The following is a 15,847-nucleotide window of genomic DNA, read 5'->3' as shown; positions in this document are numbered from 1 at the left end:
CCCTGAGTTCTCCGGTCAGCAGCGCCCGGACGTCGGGGTGCAGCTCGTCGTCCGATCTCGCGACCGGTGCGTCCGCCGGAGAGGAGGGTCGCACCGTCGCCGGCTGCGACGCCGGACCACGCGCGTCGGGACCCGCTGCGGCCGCACCGCCGTCGGTGTCCTCCGCCGGTGCGGGGCCCCGGCGTCCGCGTTCGGACCCTGCCGCCTCGGCGGCGCGGGCCTCCCGCCGGGACATCGGTCGGTCGGGCTCGGCGGCGGGTTCGGCGGTGCCACGTCGCCGCCCGGCGTCGTCGCCGGGCGCGATGATGGCGTCCCAGTCCAGGTCGTCTGCCAAGGGATCCTCGGTCTCTCGGGTCGGGGGCTCCACCTGGGCCCCGTCGGTCCGGGAACGACGGTCTCCCGACCCGTCCCGGGGCCGGTCGGTCAGGGAAGCGTTGCGCCGGGAGCGGCGCTGGACGCACGCTCGTGGTCGAGCGCGTGTTGCAGGATGATAACAGCGGCCGCTTGATCGATCACGGCCCGGGACTTCTTCGTGTTCCTCCCGGCCTGGTGCAACCCGCGCTGCGCCGTCACCGTGGACAAGCGCTCGTCGACCAGCCGTACCGGCCGGTGCTCGGCGAGCAGCTCCGCGAACCCCCTGGCGTCCGCGGTCGACGCGGTGTCGTCGCCGGACATCGACAGGGGCAGCCCGACGACGATCTCGAGCACGTCGTACTCGTCGGCGAGCTCGACGATCCGGCGCACGTCGGTCGCCTGCGCCCGGGGCACCGTCTCGACCGGCGTGGCCAGCAGCCCGTCCCGGTCGCACACGGCGACACCGATGCGGGCCTTGCCGACGTCGACCCCGAGACGACGCCCCGGACGGATCGGCACGCTCAGCCCGCCAGTCGCGCGGTCACGGCGCGCAGTGCCGCGGGCAACGCCGCCGCATCGGTGCCGCCACCCTGGGCGAGGTCGGGCTTGCCGCCGCCGCCACCACCGAGCACGCCGGCCGCCTCCTTGGCGAGGGGGCCCGCCTGCACCCCGGCCGCCCGCGCAGCGTCGTTCGTCGCCACGATCACCACGGGCTTGCCGGTGATCACCGCACCGAGGACCACGACCGCGGCGCCGTCACCGAGCTGACCACGGACGCCGGTCGCCAGGGAGCGCAGGTCGTCGCCGGACTGCAGCCCGTCGACCGTCTCGGCGACCACCGTCACGGCGCCGACGGTCTCGGCCTGCCGCGCGATCGACGGCACCCGCTGCTGCAGGTTCGCCGACTCGAACTCGGCGATCCGCTTCTGCGCGGTGCGGAGGTCCTCCATGAGCCCCTGCACGCGGGTCGGCAGGTCCTCGCGGGGCGCCTTGAGCGCGCTCGAGAGCTGCGAGACGATCGTCCGCTCGACGGCGAGGTCGCGGAAGCCCTCGAGGCCGACGAGGGCCTCGACGCGGCGGTTGGTCGACCCGACGCTCGACTCCCCCACCAGGTTGACGAGGCCGACCTGCGCGCTGGACGCCACGTGCGTGCCACCGCAGAGCTCGCGCGACCACGGGCCGCCGATGTCGACCATGCGGACCTCGCTGCCGTACTTCTCGCCGAACAGCGCCTGTGCGCCGAGCGCCTTGGCCTCGTCGAGCGGGAGCACGCGGGTCTGCACCGCGAGGTCGGAGCGGATCGCGGCGTTCACGACCTCCTCGATCTCGGACCGGGTGGCGCCGGAGACCGGCTGCGACCACGAGAAGTCGAGACGCATGTAGCCGGACTTGTTGTACGAGCCGGCCTGCAGGGCCTCCGGGCCGAGCACGTCGCGGAGCGCCGCGTTCACGAGGTGCGTCGCGGAGTGCGCCTGGGTCGCCCCACGGCGGTACTCGGCGTCGACGACCGTCGTCGCGGGGTCGCCGACACCGACCTCGCCGGAACGGACCTGGACCGTGTGGCTCCAGAGGCCGGCGACCGGGCGCTGCACGTCGAGCACCTCGAGGTCGAAGCCGTTGCCGACGATCGAGCCCTGGTCGGCGTCCTGGCCACCGGACTCGGCGTACAGGGACGTCTCACCGAGGATCACCTCGGCGATGTCGCCGGCGACGGCGCGGTCGACACTGACGCCGCCCACGATGATGCCGAGCACGGCGGACTCGGCCTCGAGCGCGTCGTAGCCCAGGAAGACCGTCTCGCCCTTCGCGCGGAAGGCGCTGTAGACGCTGAGGTCGGCGAGGGCGGTCTTCTTGCTCTTCGCGTCGGCCTTGGCACGGGCACGCTGCTCCGACATCAGGGTCTCGAACGCCCCGCGGTCGACCTGGACGCCGGCCTCGTCCGCCATCTCCATCGTCAGGTCGATCGGGAAGCCGAACGTGTCGTGGAGGAGGAACGCGGTGTCGCCGCCGATCGAGGGGGCGCCGTCCTGCTTCGCGCGCTCGACCGCGACGTCGAGGATCGTGGTGCCCTGCGCCAGCGTCCGGAGGAACGTCTCCTCCTCGGCGTAGGCGATCCGGGCGATGCGGTCGAAGTCGCTCGCGACCTCCGGGTAGGCCTCCTGCATGGCGTCGCGCGAGGCCGGGAAGAGCTGCGGGAAGGTCGCGCCCTCGACACCGAGCAGGCGCATGGCCCGCACGGTGCGACGGAGCAGTCGGCGCAGGATGTAGCCGCGACCCTCGTTCGACGGCGTCACACCGTCCGTGACGAGCATGAGCGAGGAACGGACGTGGTCGGCGATGACGCGCATCCGGACGTCGTCCTCGTGCACGGCGCCGTAGCGACGACCGGAGATCCGGGCGGCCTCGTCGAGGACCGGGCGGACCTGGTCGATCTCGTACATGTTGTCGACACCCTGCTTGATGAAGGCGACGCGCTCGAGCCCCATGCCGGTGTCGATGTTCTTGTTCGGCAGTTCGCCCGTGATCGTGAAGTCGTACTTCGACCGCACGTCGGCGATCTGGTACTGCATGAAGACCAGGTTCCAGATCTCGACGTAGCGGTCGTCGTCGGTGGCGGGTCCGCCGTCGATGCCGTACTCCGGACCACGGTCGAAGAAGATCTCCGAGCAGGGGCCCGCGGGACCGGGCTGGCCGGTCGACCAGTAGTTGGTGTCCTTGCCGAGGCGCTGGATCCGCTCGTCCGGCAGCGACGAGTGCTGCTTCCAGAACGCGATCGCCTCGTCGTCGTCCTCGTACACCGTGACCCACAGGTCGTCGGCGGAGAAGCCGAGGCCACCGTCTGCCTCCGGGGTGGTCAGGAACTCCCAGGCGTACTGGATCGCCTGCTCCTTGAAGTAGTCCCCGAACGAGAAGTTGCCGTTCATCTGGAAGAACGTGCCGTGCCGAGGGGTCTTGCCGACCTCCTCGATGTCGTTCGTGCGGATGCACTTCTGCACGCTCGTCGCACGCGGGTACGGAGCCGGGACGAGCCCGGTCAGGTACGGGATGAACGGGACCATGCCGGCGACCGTGAAGAGCAGCGACGGGTCGTCCGAGACGAGCGACGCGGACGGGACGACGGTGTGTCCGCGGTCGCCGAAGAACTGGAGCCAACGGCGGCGGATCTCTGCGGTCTGCATGGTGCTTCCTGATTCAGGTCGGCGGGGGTGCGTGGGAGCTGGGACTCGGTGACGCTCAGGCGTCGGTGCGGAGTTCGGCCTCACGGGAGCGGTACCCGTCGGCCACGGCGTCGGTGAACGCCTTCGTCCGCGCGTTCACGTCCGCGAAGAGCCGTGCGCCGCCCGGCGTGTTCGCGATCCGGTGCGCGGCGGCGAACCCGATGACGACGCCGACGGCGACGAAGAACAGCTGCTTCACGGTGCCTCTCCCTCTCGCGCACGCGAGCAGTGCGTGCCCGAACGAGTGTAGTGGCGCGGGGCAACCGGGACGCCGAACGGCGGGCCGTCCTCCTGAGAGGACGACCCGCCGTTCGGGTGTGATCGGTGGATCAGCGAGCTGCGTAGTACTCGACGACGAGCTGCACTTCACAGGTCACGGGGACCTCGGCGCGCTTCGGGCGACGGACCAGGCGGGCCTGGAGCTTGTCGATCTCGACCTCGAGGTAGCCCGGGACCTTCGGCAGGACTTCCTGGTGCCCACCGGCGGCGGCGACCTGGAACGGCTCGAGGGACTCGGAGCGCTGCTTCACGTGGATGAGCTGCCCCTCCTTCACGCGGAAGGACGGACGGTCGACGAGCTTGCCGTCGACGAGGATGTGACGGTGCACGATCAGCTGACGGGCCTGCGCGGTGGTGCGGGCGAAGCCGGCACGCAGCACGAGGGCGTCGAGGCGCTGCTCGAGGAGCTCGACGAGGTTCTCACCCGTCAGGCCCTTCGTCTTGCGGGCCTCTTCGAAGACGATGCGGAGCTGCTTCTCGCGGATGCCGTACTGGGCGCGCAGACGCTGCTTCTCACGGAGACGGACGGCGTAGTCGCTGTCCGCGCGACGGCGGGTGCGGCCGTGCTCACCGGGGCCGTAGGGGCGCTTCTCGAGGTAACGGGCCGCCTTCGGCGTCAGCGGGATGCCGAGCGCGCGCGAGAGGCGGGTCTTGCTGCGGGTGCGTGACTTGGTAGACACAGGGTCCTTTTCTCTGTCTGAACTGAATGACTCGCCGGGCACACGACCGACCGCGGGCGTCGAGCGCACGTGGGTGGTCGATCCCGGCGACGGGATCCAGAGGGATGAGCCTGTGGGATCGGACGGCTACAGTCCGAACCTCTGCCCCCGTCCCACCGGGGTGGGACTCTGTCCTCGGCGCAGCCGCACGCGAGGACCAGGACGTAGGCCCGTCAACGATAGCAGCATCGGGACCCTGGGTGAAGCACCGGGCTCACTCGCCGCGCGTGATCTTCCGGAGTCGTTCGAGCCGGGGACCGACCTCGCGCTCGTACCCGTTGCCGGTCGGCGTGTAGTACTCCGTGCCCTCGAGCGCGTCGGGCAGGTACTGCTGGCGGGCGACCCCGTGCTCGGCGTCGTGCGAGTAGACGTACCCCTTGCCGTGCCCGAGCCGCTTCGCCCCCGGGTAGTGCGCGTCGCGGAGGTGCACCGGGACGACGCCCATCCGCCCGGCCTTGACGTCCGCGACCGCCGCGTTGACGCCGTTGTACGACGCGTTCGACTTCGGGGCCGTGGCGAGGTAGACCACGGCCTCGGCCAGGGGGATGCGCCCCTCGGGCATCCCGATGAGCTGCACCGCCTGCGCTGCCGCGACGGCGATCGGCAGGGCCTGGGGATCGGCCATGCCGATGTCCTCGGACGCCGAGATGATGATGCGTCGGGCGATGAACCGCGGGTCCTCGCCCGCCTCGATCATCCGCGCGAGGTAGTGCAGCGCGGCGTCGACGTCGCTCCCCCGCACGGACTTGATGAAGGCGCTGATGACGTCGTAGTGCTCGTCGCCCTGCCGGTCGTACCGCAGCAGCGCCCGGTCGACCGCCGCAGCCACCGTGTCGGCGTCGACCAGCGGCACCGTCTCGACGTCACCGAGGGACAGGTCGTCGAGGGCCGTGTCCTCGTCGGGGTCAGCGTCGTCGGCGTCGGCGTCGCGCGCGTCGTCGGCCCGCGCGGCGATCGCCGAGGACGCGGCGGCCTCGAGTGCGGTGAGCGCTCGACGGGCGTCACCGGAGGACAGTCGGACGATCGCCGCCCGTGCGTCGTCGCCGAGGACGACCGAGCCGCCCAGTCCGCGCGGGTCCTCGACCGCCCGGTCGACGAGCATGCCGAGGTCCTCGTCGGTCAGTGGCTTGAGCGTCAGGAGGAGGGAACGTGAGAGCAGTGGCGAGATCACGGAGAACGACGGGTTCTCGGTCGTCGCGGCGATGAGGATCACCCACCCGTTCTCGACGCCCGGCAGCAGGGCGTCCTGCTGGGCCTTGCTGAACCGGTGGATCTCGTCGAGGAACAGCACGGTGGTCGAGCCGTAGAGGTCACGGTGCGTGAGGGCCTTCTCCATGACCTCGCGCACGTCCTTCACGCCGGCGGTCACGGCCGAGAGCTCGACGAACTCGCGACCGGACTGCCGGGCGATCGCCTGCGCCAGGGTCGTCTTGCCGGTGCCCGGCGGCCCCCAGAGGATCACGGACACCCCGCCCGGGTTCTCGCGTGTGCCGGTGGCGAGCTGCACCAGCGGGCTGCCCCGCCCGAGCAGGTGCTGCTGCCCGGCGACCTCGTCCAGGCTCGTCGGCCGCATCCGCACCGCCAGCGGGACGGACCCCTGAGCCAACCCCGCGCGACCACCCGTCGTGGGCGCGCGCATGCCCGATCGATCCGCTGCCATGCTCCGATCGTAGGCCGGACCGCCGACGTGCTGCGTGCCTCCAGGCCGGCCGTGCCCCTCGGTCCGCTACGCTCGTCGGCACAGTCGACGAGAGGTCCGATCAGCACCGTGGCACCGAAGAACCAGGCGCGCGACAACCGCGAGGCGCGCGAGCGGCTCCGTCTCTACCAGGCCCGACAGGGGGTGCACGACCGGCAGCGACGCCGGCGGGTACGGGACAACGTCGTCGGCACGGGCGTGCTCCTCCTGGTCGCGGCGCTGGCCACCGGGTCGCAGTTCGCCTTCGCGGGGTCGCAGGCCGGGGACACGCCGGACGCGAGCGCGAGTGCGACGTCCGCCCCGACCCCTTCGGCGAGTGCGACGGCCGGCAACACCGGCACGGTGCCGAGCAAGGGCATCGCGGACGGGGCGACCTGGACCGGCTCGCTGACGCTGAACAAGAGCGTCGAGCTCGGCATCGAGCTCGACGGCGAGGACGCTCCGCAGGCGGCGAGCGTCGAGATCGACCTCATCCGCAAGCAGTTCTACGAGGGCACCACCTGCCACCGCCTGGCCGACAGCGCCGACTTCCGGTTCCTGCAGTGCGGGTCCGCGAACGGCGACGGGACGGGCGACGCCGGGTTCCAGTACGGACCGCTCGAGAACGTCCCGAGCGACGGCAGGTACGCCGAGGGCACCCTCGCGATCGCGCGTGGTGCGTCGCCGTACTCGCAGTCGACGCAGTTCTTCATCGTCTACGGCGACACGACCCTGGACGGCTCGACGGGCGGGTACACCGTCGTCGGCAAGGTCACGAGCGGGCTCGACGACCTGGAGCGCGAGATCACCTCGAAGGGCATCGCGTCGGCGGGCTCGGACGGCACCGGTGCGCCGAAGGTCGCGACGACGATCACCGGCGCGACCATCCGCAAGGCCGACTGACCGGACGGGTCGGCCCCGGCACCGAGTACCCGGTCGTCCACAGCCCGGACGTCCGACTGGCCCCCGGGACCCTCCGGTGCAATAGGCTGACGACCTGACCGTGCCGACGGCGACGTCGGTGATGCACGACCACGATCGAGGCGAGACCTGTGGGACCTGACGAAGCAACGACCTGGGGCCGGGTCGACGAGAACGGGACGGTGTACGTCCGGTACGACGACGGCGAGAAGGCCGTCGGCGAGTACCCGGACGCCACCCCGGACGAGGCCCTCGCGTACTTCGCGCGCAAGTACGCCGACCTCGAGGGGCAGGTGAAGATCGCCGAGCAGCGCGTCCAGCGCGGCGCCTCGGCGAACGACGTCGCCCGGACCGTCGAGCACCTGCGGACGCAGGTCGCCGAGGCCCGTGTGGTCGGCGACCTGAAGTCGCTCGAGAACCGCGTCGCGAGCCTGTCCGAGCAGGTGGGCTCGCTCACCAAGGAGCAGCAGGCACAGGCACAGCAGGCACTCACCGACGCGCTGGCGTACCGCACCTCCCTGGTCGAGGAAGCCGAGTCACTCGCCGCCGTCGACCCGGCGCGCGCGCAGTGGAAGCAGATCACCGCGCAGCTCGACGACGTCTTCGCCCGCTGGCAGCAGCACCAGCACGACGGCCCGCGCCTGCCGAAGAACGAGGCCAACGAGCTCTGGAAGCGCTTCCGAGCCGCCCGTTCGACGGTCGACCAGCACCGCCGCGCCTTCTACTCCGAGCTCGACGCACAGCACCGCGACGCGCGGAACCGCAAGCAGGAGCTGGTGCAGCAGGCCGAGGCGCTCGCGACCCGCGGGTCGGACGGCATCCCCGCGTACCGCGAGCTGCTCGACGACTGGAAGCGTGCCGGTCGCGCCGGGAAGCGCCACGACGACGCGCTCTGGGCACGGTTCAAGGCCGCCGGCGACGTGCTCTTCGAGCAGCGCCACGCCGAGACCGCGGTGGAGAACGAGGAGTTCTCCGCGAACCTCGTCGCGAAGCAGGCCCTGCTGACCGAGGCCGAGCCGCTCCTGCAGCAGACCGACCGTGTCGCCGCCCGCCGCACCCTGACGGACATCCAGCGCCGGTGGGACGAGATCGGCAAGGTCCCGCGTGGCGACGTCCGCCGGATCGAGGACCGACTCCGTGCGGTCGAGGACCACGTGCGGAGCCTCGAGGACCAGCACTGGAAGGCCTCCGACCCCGAGCGCAAGGCACGGCAGACCGGCCTCGCGAGCCAGCTCGAGGACGCCATCGGCAAGCTCCAGGCCGAGCTCGAGGCCGCCCAGGCCTCCGGCGACTCCCGCAAGATCAAGGAGGCGCAGGAGGCCCTGGACGCCCGCAAGATCTGGCTCGACGCACTCGGGAGCTGACGAGCACCACGCAGAGGACGCCCCGCGACCGTCGATCGGTCGCGGGGCGTCGTGCTGCGTGCTGCGTGCCGTGTGCTGCGTGCTGCGTGCTGCGTGCCGTGTGCCATGTGCCGTGTGCCCGAGACTCGGGCTGCGCGACGGTCCTCGTGCTCGGACGCGCGAGAGGCGTCGCTCAGGCCGAGACTCGCACGCGGCCGGGCCGCCCCAAGTACGGCGTCAGACCGGTGCGGGCAGCCCGAGCAGCAGACGGATGTCGAGGTCGTCCTGGCGCATCTGGGCCGCGAGCTCGTCCATCGACGAGAACGCGACCATGCCGCGCACGTAGGAGACGAACAGCACCGAGATCGTGTCGCCGTACAGGTCGATGTCGACGTCGAGCAGGTGCGCCTCGATCTGCTTCGCCGGGACGCCCTGGAACGTCGGGTTGTTGCCCACCGACACCGCTGCCGGGTACACGGTGCCCTCGTGCAGCACGCGGGCCGCGTAGACGCCGTCCGCGGGGACGAACCCCTCGCACGCCGGGTCGAGGTTCGCCGTCGGGTACCCCATGGCACGACCACGCTGGTTCCCGTGCACCACGGTGCTCCGGACCGCGTGCTCGCGACCGAGCAGGCGGGCGGCCTCGGCAACGCGACCGTTGCCGAGCAGTTCGCGGATCCAGGTCGAGGAGACGCGGCGTTCGTCGGACGGGCGGACGTCGTCGCGCAGGTCGACGTCGTCGATGAGCTCGACACGGAAGCCGTGCTGCTCCCCCAGTCGACGCAGCAGGTCGACGTCCCCGGCGCCGCGGGCACCGAAGCGGAAGTCGCTGCCGACGAAGACCAGCTCGGCGTGCAGGGTGCCGACCAGGATCTCGGAGACGAACGCCTCGGGCGCCTGCGACTGCAGGTCCTGGTCGAAGCGGAGCAGGAGCATCGCGTCCACCCCGATGTCCTCGAGGAGCTCACGTCGCTGCGCGGTGCTCGTCAGCGCGGGTGGCACGCGGTCGGGGTCGATGACGCTGAGCGGGTGGCGGTCGAAGGTCACCACGGTGGAGACGAGTCCGCGATCGCTGGCGGCACGCTCGAGGTGCGCGATCACCGCGCGGTGTCCGACGTGGACCCCGTCGAACTTGCCGATGGTGACGGCGCTCGGGCCGAAGCCCTGCGCCACGTCCGCGACGTCGTCGTAGTACTGCACGCCGGGCCCTACTCGCCGACCGTCGCGGACGCCGTGGCGGGCTCGGCGACGGCGGTCCGGTGGTGCTTCCGCAGCCACCAGAGTCCGGCGATCGGGAGCACGAGCGGCGCGAAGACGTAGCCGAGGCCGTAGTACGACCACACGGTGTCGTCGGGGAACAGCTGCCGGTCGAGCAGCGACAGGGTGCCGACGATCAGCACACCGGCCATCTCGAAGCCGATGGTCACGCACGCGACGCGGTACCAGGCGCGGCCGGGGGCGATGAGCGCGATCATCGCGACGATGTAGACCACGGCCGCGACGGCACTGAGCGTGTAGGCGAACGGCGCGAACGAGAACTTCTCGATGATCTGGACGACGCTGCGCCCGGTGGCCGCGAGGGCGAGGATGCCGTACACGGCGATGAGGACGCGGCCGACGCCGGTCGCGAGGGAGGATCTGTTCGCCACGGCGACGAGTCTACCGACGACGGGTGACGTGCGCGGACGCCCGGCAGCCGGCACCGGCACCGGCACCGGCACCGGCACCGGCAGCGCGCAGCAGCCGAGCACGCAGCGCGCCCGAGGTCAGTTCAGCGCGAACCAGATCTGGTACATGCGGTAGACCATCACCGCGACGGTGAAGGCCCCCGCTCCGAGGACGACCGTGCTCCACTTCGTGCGGTCGATCAGCGCCCACAGGATCGCAGCCGGCGGCACGAGCAGCACCGACACGGCGTACACCCCGAACTCGAGCGCGTTGCCCTGCGGCGGACTGCCGACCGCGGGGAGCACGAGCGAGATCACGCCCTGCGCCAGGAGCAGGAGCTCGATCACCGCGAGCGAACCGACCGTGTAGTCGTTCGGCTTCCAGCCGAGGAACCCGACCACCACGGCGAACAGCCCGGCGACGACGGCCAGCGCGAGCTGCACCCACATGAACCACTCGATCACGCGTGCGCTCCGTCCGTCGTGGTGCCGACGGTCGTCGGCGCCGGGAAGTTCGTGATGACCCGCAGGCGACCGCGTCGCACCGACACGAGGCCGACCAGTCGGTCGTCCTCCTGCGCCACCGCGGCGACCGGGCCGTCGTGGTCGGGGTGCTCCAGCGCGACCCGCTTGCCGTCCGTCAGGTCCTTCGCCGCAGCCGCGTCGAGCGTGACGACGTCGAACAGTCGCCGTGCGACGTCCGCCGGACGTGCCAGGGCTGCTGCGACGTCGACGGAGTCGTCCTCGAGGTCCACCGCGTCCGCCACGTCGAACGGTCCGACGGCGGTGCGTCGGAGGGCGGTGAGGTGGGCGCCCGTCCCGAGGGCGGCGCCGACGTCCCGTGCCAGGGCCCGGACGTACGTCCCCGAGGAGCAGTCGACCACGACGTCGACGTCCACCACGGGGACGTCCACGCCGTCGACGGTGACGGTGTGGTCGTCGCGCCCGGTCACGAGGAAGCGGGACACCGTGACCGTGCGGGAGCGCAGGACGACCTCCTCCCCCTTCCGGGCGAGGTCGTAGGCCCGTCGCCCGTCGACCTTGATCGCACTCACCGTCGAGGGCACCTGGTCGATCACCCCGCGCTGGGCGGCGACCGCGTGCTCGATCGCGTCGTCGGAGACGTCCGCGCCGGCGACCCCCACGGCTGACGTCGGCGTGCCGTCCGCGTCGTCCGAGTCCGTCCCGACGCCCAGCCGGATCGTCGCCGTGTAGGTCTTGCCGAGGCCGACCAGGTGTGTCAGGAGCCGCGTGGACGGCCCGGCACCGAGCAGCAGCAGGCCGGTCGCCATCGGGTCGAGGGTGCCCGCGTGGCCGATCTTCTTGAGACCGAGCCGCCGACGTGCGATCGACACCACCCGGTGACTGGAGATGCCCTGCGGCTTGTCGACGAGGAGGATGCCGTCAGGCGGGGTAGCGAGCACCGGACGAGGCTACCAGCGACGTGCGGCTGCCCGACCTCGCACAGCCTCGGTCAGCAGGCGTCGTTCCACTCGCGTCGGGGGTGGTCCGGGTCCGTCACGTCGAGCACGGCCGAGGCGGCGATCTTGACGTCCGCGCGACGCTCGAGTCGGCCGTCCTCCTGCTCCACCCACAGCGACCAGCGCCAGAGGTTCCTGGTGCCCGACGCGAGCAGGCCCTGCCCGTGCACGACGAGCACGCCCTCGCCCGCTCCGGTCGTGCGGAACGGGGTGACGACGTCGGCGCGGAGGACGTCGAGGTCGGTGGAGGGGGCCGCCGCGGCCATCGCGGACACACCGTGCTGCTGGAACGCCGCGACCAGCGCAGCAGCAACCCGCTCGAGGTCGGTGCCGTCCTGACCGTCGATGCCGACGACCGTCCGGTTCGTCCCGACCTGTGCGATCACCTCGCTCGCGATCGCGGCCATCGTGTCGGTCTCCTGCGGTGCCCAGCGTGCCATGCACCCACCGTAGGCTGTCGTGGTGAACGCGAGCGGAGCCTCCCGGCCGTCTGTGGAGAACCCGACGGACCCGAGCCGTCCCGACATCGCCGCCCCGCTCGTGGCCTGGTTCCGCGCCCAGGCGCGCGACCTGCCGTGGCGCCGCCCGGGCTTCCCCGCCTGGGGCACCCTGGTCAGCGAGATCATGCTCCAGCAGACGCAGGTCGCGCGGGTGGTCCCCCGCCTGGAGGCGTGGCTCACCCGGTGGCCGACCCCTGCGGACCTCGCGGCGTCACCGCCCGGCGACGCGGTCCGTGCCTGGGACCGGCTCGGCTACCCGAGACGCGCGCTCGCGCTGCACGCGGCGGCGACCGCGATCGCCGAGCAGCACGACAACGTCGTCCCGCGCGACGTCGACGCGCTCCTCGCCCTGCCCGGCATCGGTGACTACACCGCCAGGGCCGTCGCGGTCTTCGCGTACGGCGACCGGCACCCCGTCGTCGACGTCAACGTCCGGCGTGTGCTCGCCCGGGCGGTCCTCGGCGAGGGCGAGCCCGGTCCCGCGAAGGCGAAGCGGGACCTGCCGCTCATGGAGTCGGTGCTCCCCGAGGACCGCGACGACGCCGCCGCGACGAACGCCGCGGTGATGGAGCTCGGCGCGCTCGTCTGCATCGCCCGCTCCCCCGCGTGCGACGCGTGCCCGATCGCGGACCGCTGTGCCTGGCGGGCGGCCGGCTACCCGGAGCACGACGGGCCGCGGGCGCCGAGGCAGGCACGCTTCGCCGGCAGTGACCGCCAGGTGCGCGGCCTCGTGATGGCCGAGCTGCGGGCGAGCGACGTGCCCGTCAGCCGTGACGAGGTCGACCTGGTCTGGCCGGACGCCGAGCAGCGTGCCCGGGCGCTCGCATCCCTGTTGCGCGACGGGCTCGTGGTCGGCGACGACGCGACCGGGTACCGCCTGCCCGACGCCTGACCGACGCCGAGTGCGACTCCGCCGGGCCGCCCGACGCACGACGACGGCCGCCGGACTCCTCGTCCGACGGCCGTCGTGCTGCTGCAGTGGATCAGGCGCGCTCGTCGCGCTCTTCGTCCTCGTCGTCGTCGTGCTTGTACGGGTCGGCGTCGCCCGCGTACTGCGCTCCGGCCGACGCGGCCCGCACCTGTGCGTCGCGCTGCTGCGCCTGGACGAGCAGGTCCTCCATGTGCGCCGACGTCTCGGGCAGCGCGTCCGCGATGAACTCCAGCGACGGGGTGAGCCGCGCCGTGATGTTCTTGCCGACCTCGCTGCGGAGCATGCCGGTCGCTGCCTTGAGCGCCGCAGCGGAGTCGGCGCGCTCCTCGTCGGTGCCGTACACCGTGTAGAACACCGACGCGTGCTGCAGGTCGCCGGTCACCCTGACGTCGGTGATGGTGACGAAGCCGAGGCGCGGGTCACGCAGCCCCTTGTCGAGCCGCCGAGCGACGACTTCCTTGATGCGGTCCGCCATCTTGCGTGCGCGCTGCGGATCGGCCATGGGTGCCTCCTGGGGCAGGAATCTTCTGGTGGAACGGGACGGACCCCGCCCCTCCCGGAGGAGGAGCGGGGTCCAGGATAGCCAGGCGTCAGTCGCGCGGCTTCTCGACGAGCTCGGTGGTCTCGATCTCGTCACCGATCTGGATGTCGTTGTACTTACCCAGACCGATACCGGCCTCGAAGTCCGTGCGGACCTCGGTGACGTCGTCCTTGAAGCGACGCAGCGACTCGATGGCCAGGCCGTCGGCGAGCACCACACCGTCACGGATGACGCGCGCCTTGGCGTTGCGCGTGATCGTGCCGGAGCGGACGATGACACCGGCGATGTTGCCGAACTTCGAGGAGCGGAACACCTCGCGGATCTCGGCGACACCCGACTGGACCTCTTCGTACTCGGGCTTGAGCATGCCCTTGAGGGACTGCTCGATGTCCTCGAGTGCGTTGTAGATGACCGAGTAGAAGCGCACGTCGATGCCCTCGCGCGCAGCACGCTCGCGGGCCTTGACGTCCGGGCGGACGTTGAAGCCGACGACGATCGCGTTGTCGATCGTGGCCAGGTCGATGTCCGACTCCGTGATCGCACCCACACCGCGGTGCAGGATGCGGAGCTGGACGCTGTCGTCGACCTCGATGTCCAGGAGCGACTGCTCGAGTGCCTCGACGGCACCGGAGACGTCACCCTTGATGATGAGGTTGAGCGAGTCGACCTTGCCCTCCTCGAGAGCACGGGTGAAGTCCTCGAGCGAGATGCGCTTGCGGGCCTTGGCCAGCTGGGCGTTGCGCTCGGCTGCCTCACGCTTCTCGGCGATCTGGCGGGCAGTGCGGTCCTCTTCCGTGACCAGGAAGGTGTCACCGGCGCGCGGCACCGACGACAGACCCTGCACCTGGACCGGGCGGCTCGGCGTCGCGGCCTTGACCGCCACACCGTTCTCGTCGGTCATCGCACGGACGCGGCCGTAGGCCGTCCCCGCGACGATGGCGTCACCGACGTGCAGCGTTCCGGACTGGATGAGCACCGTGGCGACCGAACCGCGACCCTTGTCGAGTCGGGCCTCGATCGCGACACCACGGGCGTCCTTGTCGGGGTTCGCACGCAGGTCGAGACCGGCGTCCGCCGTGAGCAGCACCGCGTCGAGCAGGTCCTGGATGCCGACGTTGTTGCGCGCCGACACGTCGACGAACATGACGTCGCCGCCGTACTCCTCGGCCACCAGGTTGTACTCGGTGAGCTGCTGCCGGACCTTCGCCGGGTTCGCGCCCTCCTTGTCGATCTTGTTCACCGCGACCACGATCGGCACACCGGCCGACTGGGCGTGGTTCAGCGCCTCGATCGTCTGGGGCATGATGCCGTCGTCCGCCGCGACCACGAGGATCGCGATGTCCGTCACCTGCGCACCACGGGCACGCATGGCGGTGAAGGCCTCGTGACCCGGGGTGTCGATGAACGTGATCGGACGCTCGATGCCCTCGTGCTCGGTGACGATCTGGTACGCACCGATGTGCTGCGTGATGCCGCCTGCCTCGCCCTCGACCACCTTCGAGTTGCGGATGGCGTCGAGGAGTCGGGTCTTACCGTGGTCGACGTGACCCATGACGGTGACGACCGGGGGACGCTGCTGCAGGACGGAGTCGTCCTCGTCGGCGTACTCGGCGTCGATGTCGATGTCGAAGCCCTCGAGGAGCTCGCGGTCCTCGTCCTCCGGCGAGACGATCTGGATCTTGTAGCCGAGTTCCTCGCCGAGGACCTCGAACGTCGCCTCGTCCAGCGACTCGGTCGCCGTGGCCATCTCACCGAGGTGGAACAGCACGGTCACCAGGTTGCCGGGCATGGCGTCGATCTTGTCCGCGAAGTCCGAGATGCTCGCACCGCGACGGAGCCGCACGACCGTGTTGCCGTCGCCACGAGGGACCTGCACACCGCCGAGCGACGGCGCCTGCCGCATCTCGTACTCGGCGCGCTTCGTCCGCTTCGACTTGCGGGCACGGCTCTTGCCGCCACCACGACCGAACGCACCTGCGGTACCACCACCGGGGCCACGACCGCGGCCACCGCCACCGGCGGGACGCGGGCCACTGAAGGCCGGACGGGGGAAGCCGCCACCGGCACCACCGGCACCGCCCGGACGACCACCGGGGCCGCCACGACCGCCACCCTGGCCCGGGCGCTGCCCGAAGCCGGGGGCACGGTTCGCCTGACCGGGGCCACCGGGACGCGGAGCACCCGGGCGCGGCACGCCGAGATCGGAAGAGCACAC

Annotated in this window: 15 protein-coding genes and 1 pseudogene; 3 read left to right on the top strand and 13 right to left on the bottom strand. The window is 71.5% G+C overall.

The features are described 5' to 3' along the window. The 6 genes and pseudogenes from D8M35_RS17075 to D8M35_RS11790 form a co-directional block, all read right to left on the bottom strand. Positions 1-334, bottom strand: a pseudogene (locus D8M35_RS17075) (hypothetical protein); the annotation flags it as partial. 89 nt (positions 335-423) lie between these two features. Beyond that, positions 424-867 (bottom strand): Holliday junction resolvase RuvX, encoded by a 444-nt coding sequence (gene ruvX, locus D8M35_RS11810; protein WP_174234742.1) that lies wholly within the window; start codon positions 865-867, stop codon positions 424-426. A gap of 8 nt (positions 868-875) precedes the next feature. Beyond that, on the bottom strand, positions 876-3,533 hold the full coding sequence (alaS, locus tag D8M35_RS11805) for an alanine--tRNA ligase (RefSeq protein WP_126892044.1): 2,658 nt from the start codon (positions 3,531-3,533) through the stop codon (positions 876-878). 55 nt (positions 3,534-3,588) lie between these two features. Beyond that, positions 3,589-3,771 (bottom strand): hypothetical protein, encoded by a 183-nt coding sequence (locus tag D8M35_RS11800; protein WP_066654557.1) that lies wholly within the window; start codon positions 3,769-3,771, stop codon positions 3,589-3,591. Positions 3,772-3,901: 130 nt separating this feature from the next. Beyond that, positions 3,902-4,531: a 30S ribosomal protein S4 gene (gene rpsD, locus D8M35_RS11795; protein ID WP_058726527.1), complete on the bottom strand. Its 630-nt coding sequence runs from the start codon at positions 4,529-4,531 to the stop codon at positions 3,902-3,904. Positions 4,532-4,784: 253 nt separating this feature from the next. Continuing rightward, on the bottom strand, positions 4,785-6,209 hold the full coding sequence (locus tag D8M35_RS11790; protein ID WP_126892048.1) for a replication-associated recombination protein A: 1,425 nt from the start codon (positions 6,207-6,209) through the stop codon (positions 4,785-4,787). 129 nt (positions 6,210-6,338) lie between these two features. Between D8M35_RS11790 and D8M35_RS11785 the strand changes: the two genes are divergently transcribed. After that, the gene (locus D8M35_RS11785) at positions 6,339-7,151 is read left to right on the top strand and encodes a peptidylprolyl isomerase (RefSeq protein WP_126892043.1); all 813 of its coding nucleotides are present in this window, start codon (positions 6,339-6,341) and stop codon (positions 7,149-7,151) included. A gap of 149 nt (positions 7,152-7,300) precedes the next feature. Further along, a complete protein-coding gene (locus tag D8M35_RS11780; RefSeq protein ID WP_174234741.1) occupies positions 7,301-8,533 on the top strand; it encodes a DUF349 domain-containing protein in 1,233 nt (410 codons plus the stop codon). A 216-nt stretch (positions 8,534-8,749) separates the two neighbouring features. Here D8M35_RS11780 and D8M35_RS11775 read toward each other — a convergent pair whose 3' ends face one another. The 5 genes from D8M35_RS11775 to D8M35_RS11755 all read right to left on the bottom strand — a co-directional run bounded on the left by D8M35_RS11775 (position 8,750) and on the right by D8M35_RS11755 (position 12,100). Then, positions 8,750-9,712, bottom strand: coding sequence for a bifunctional riboflavin kinase/FAD synthetase (locus D8M35_RS11775; protein ID WP_126892042.1), 963 nt, complete (start codon positions 9,710-9,712; stop codon positions 8,750-8,752). Between the two features lie 8 nt (positions 9,713-9,720). Then, positions 9,721-10,161, bottom strand: coding sequence for a hypothetical protein (locus tag D8M35_RS11770; protein WP_126892041.1), 441 nt, complete (start codon positions 10,159-10,161; stop codon positions 9,721-9,723). A 117-nt stretch (positions 10,162-10,278) separates the two neighbouring features. Next, positions 10,279-10,644 (bottom strand): hypothetical protein, encoded by a 366-nt coding sequence (locus D8M35_RS11765; protein WP_126892040.1) that lies wholly within the window; start codon positions 10,642-10,644, stop codon positions 10,279-10,281. After that, complete coding sequence (truB, locus tag D8M35_RS11760) at positions 10,641-11,603, bottom strand: tRNA pseudouridine(55) synthase TruB (RefSeq protein ID WP_126892039.1); 963 nt, start codon at positions 11,601-11,603, stop codon at positions 10,641-10,643. The genes D8M35_RS11765 and truB overlap by 4 nt, the downstream gene beginning before the upstream one ends. A 50-nt stretch (positions 11,604-11,653) precedes the next feature. Further along, positions 11,654-12,100, bottom strand: coding sequence for a hypothetical protein (locus tag D8M35_RS11755; protein ID WP_126892038.1), 447 nt, complete (start codon positions 12,098-12,100; stop codon positions 11,654-11,656). Positions 12,101-12,152: 52 nt separating this feature from the next. Here D8M35_RS11755 and D8M35_RS11750 point away from each other — a divergent pair, with 52 nt between their 5' ends. After that, on the top strand, positions 12,153-13,052 hold the full coding sequence (locus D8M35_RS11750) for an A/G-specific adenine glycosylase (protein ID WP_126892046.1): 900 nt from the start codon (positions 12,153-12,155) through the stop codon (positions 13,050-13,052). Positions 13,053-13,143: 91 nt separating this feature from the next. Here the strand turns inward: D8M35_RS11750 and rbfA are convergent, their stop codons facing one another. Further along, positions 13,144-13,593 carry a 30S ribosome-binding factor RbfA gene (gene rbfA, locus D8M35_RS11745; RefSeq protein WP_126892037.1) on the bottom strand — a complete coding sequence of 150 codons (450 nt, stop codon included), beginning with the start codon at positions 13,591-13,593 and terminating at the stop codon, positions 13,144-13,146. 88 nt (positions 13,594-13,681) lie between these two features. Next, the coding region (gene infB / locus D8M35_RS11740; protein WP_126892036.1) for a translation initiation factor IF-2 at positions 13,682-15,847 on the bottom strand (2,166 nt) is incomplete at its 5' end.

Origin of the sequence: Curtobacterium sp. HSID17257, from assembly GCF_003989515.1 — a bacterium.
Lineage (GTDB): Bacteria > Actinomycetota > Actinomycetes > Actinomycetales > Microbacteriaceae > Curtobacterium.
Note: the sequence above shows the minus strand (reverse complement) of the source record. Positions and strands in the feature narration are given on the sequence as shown.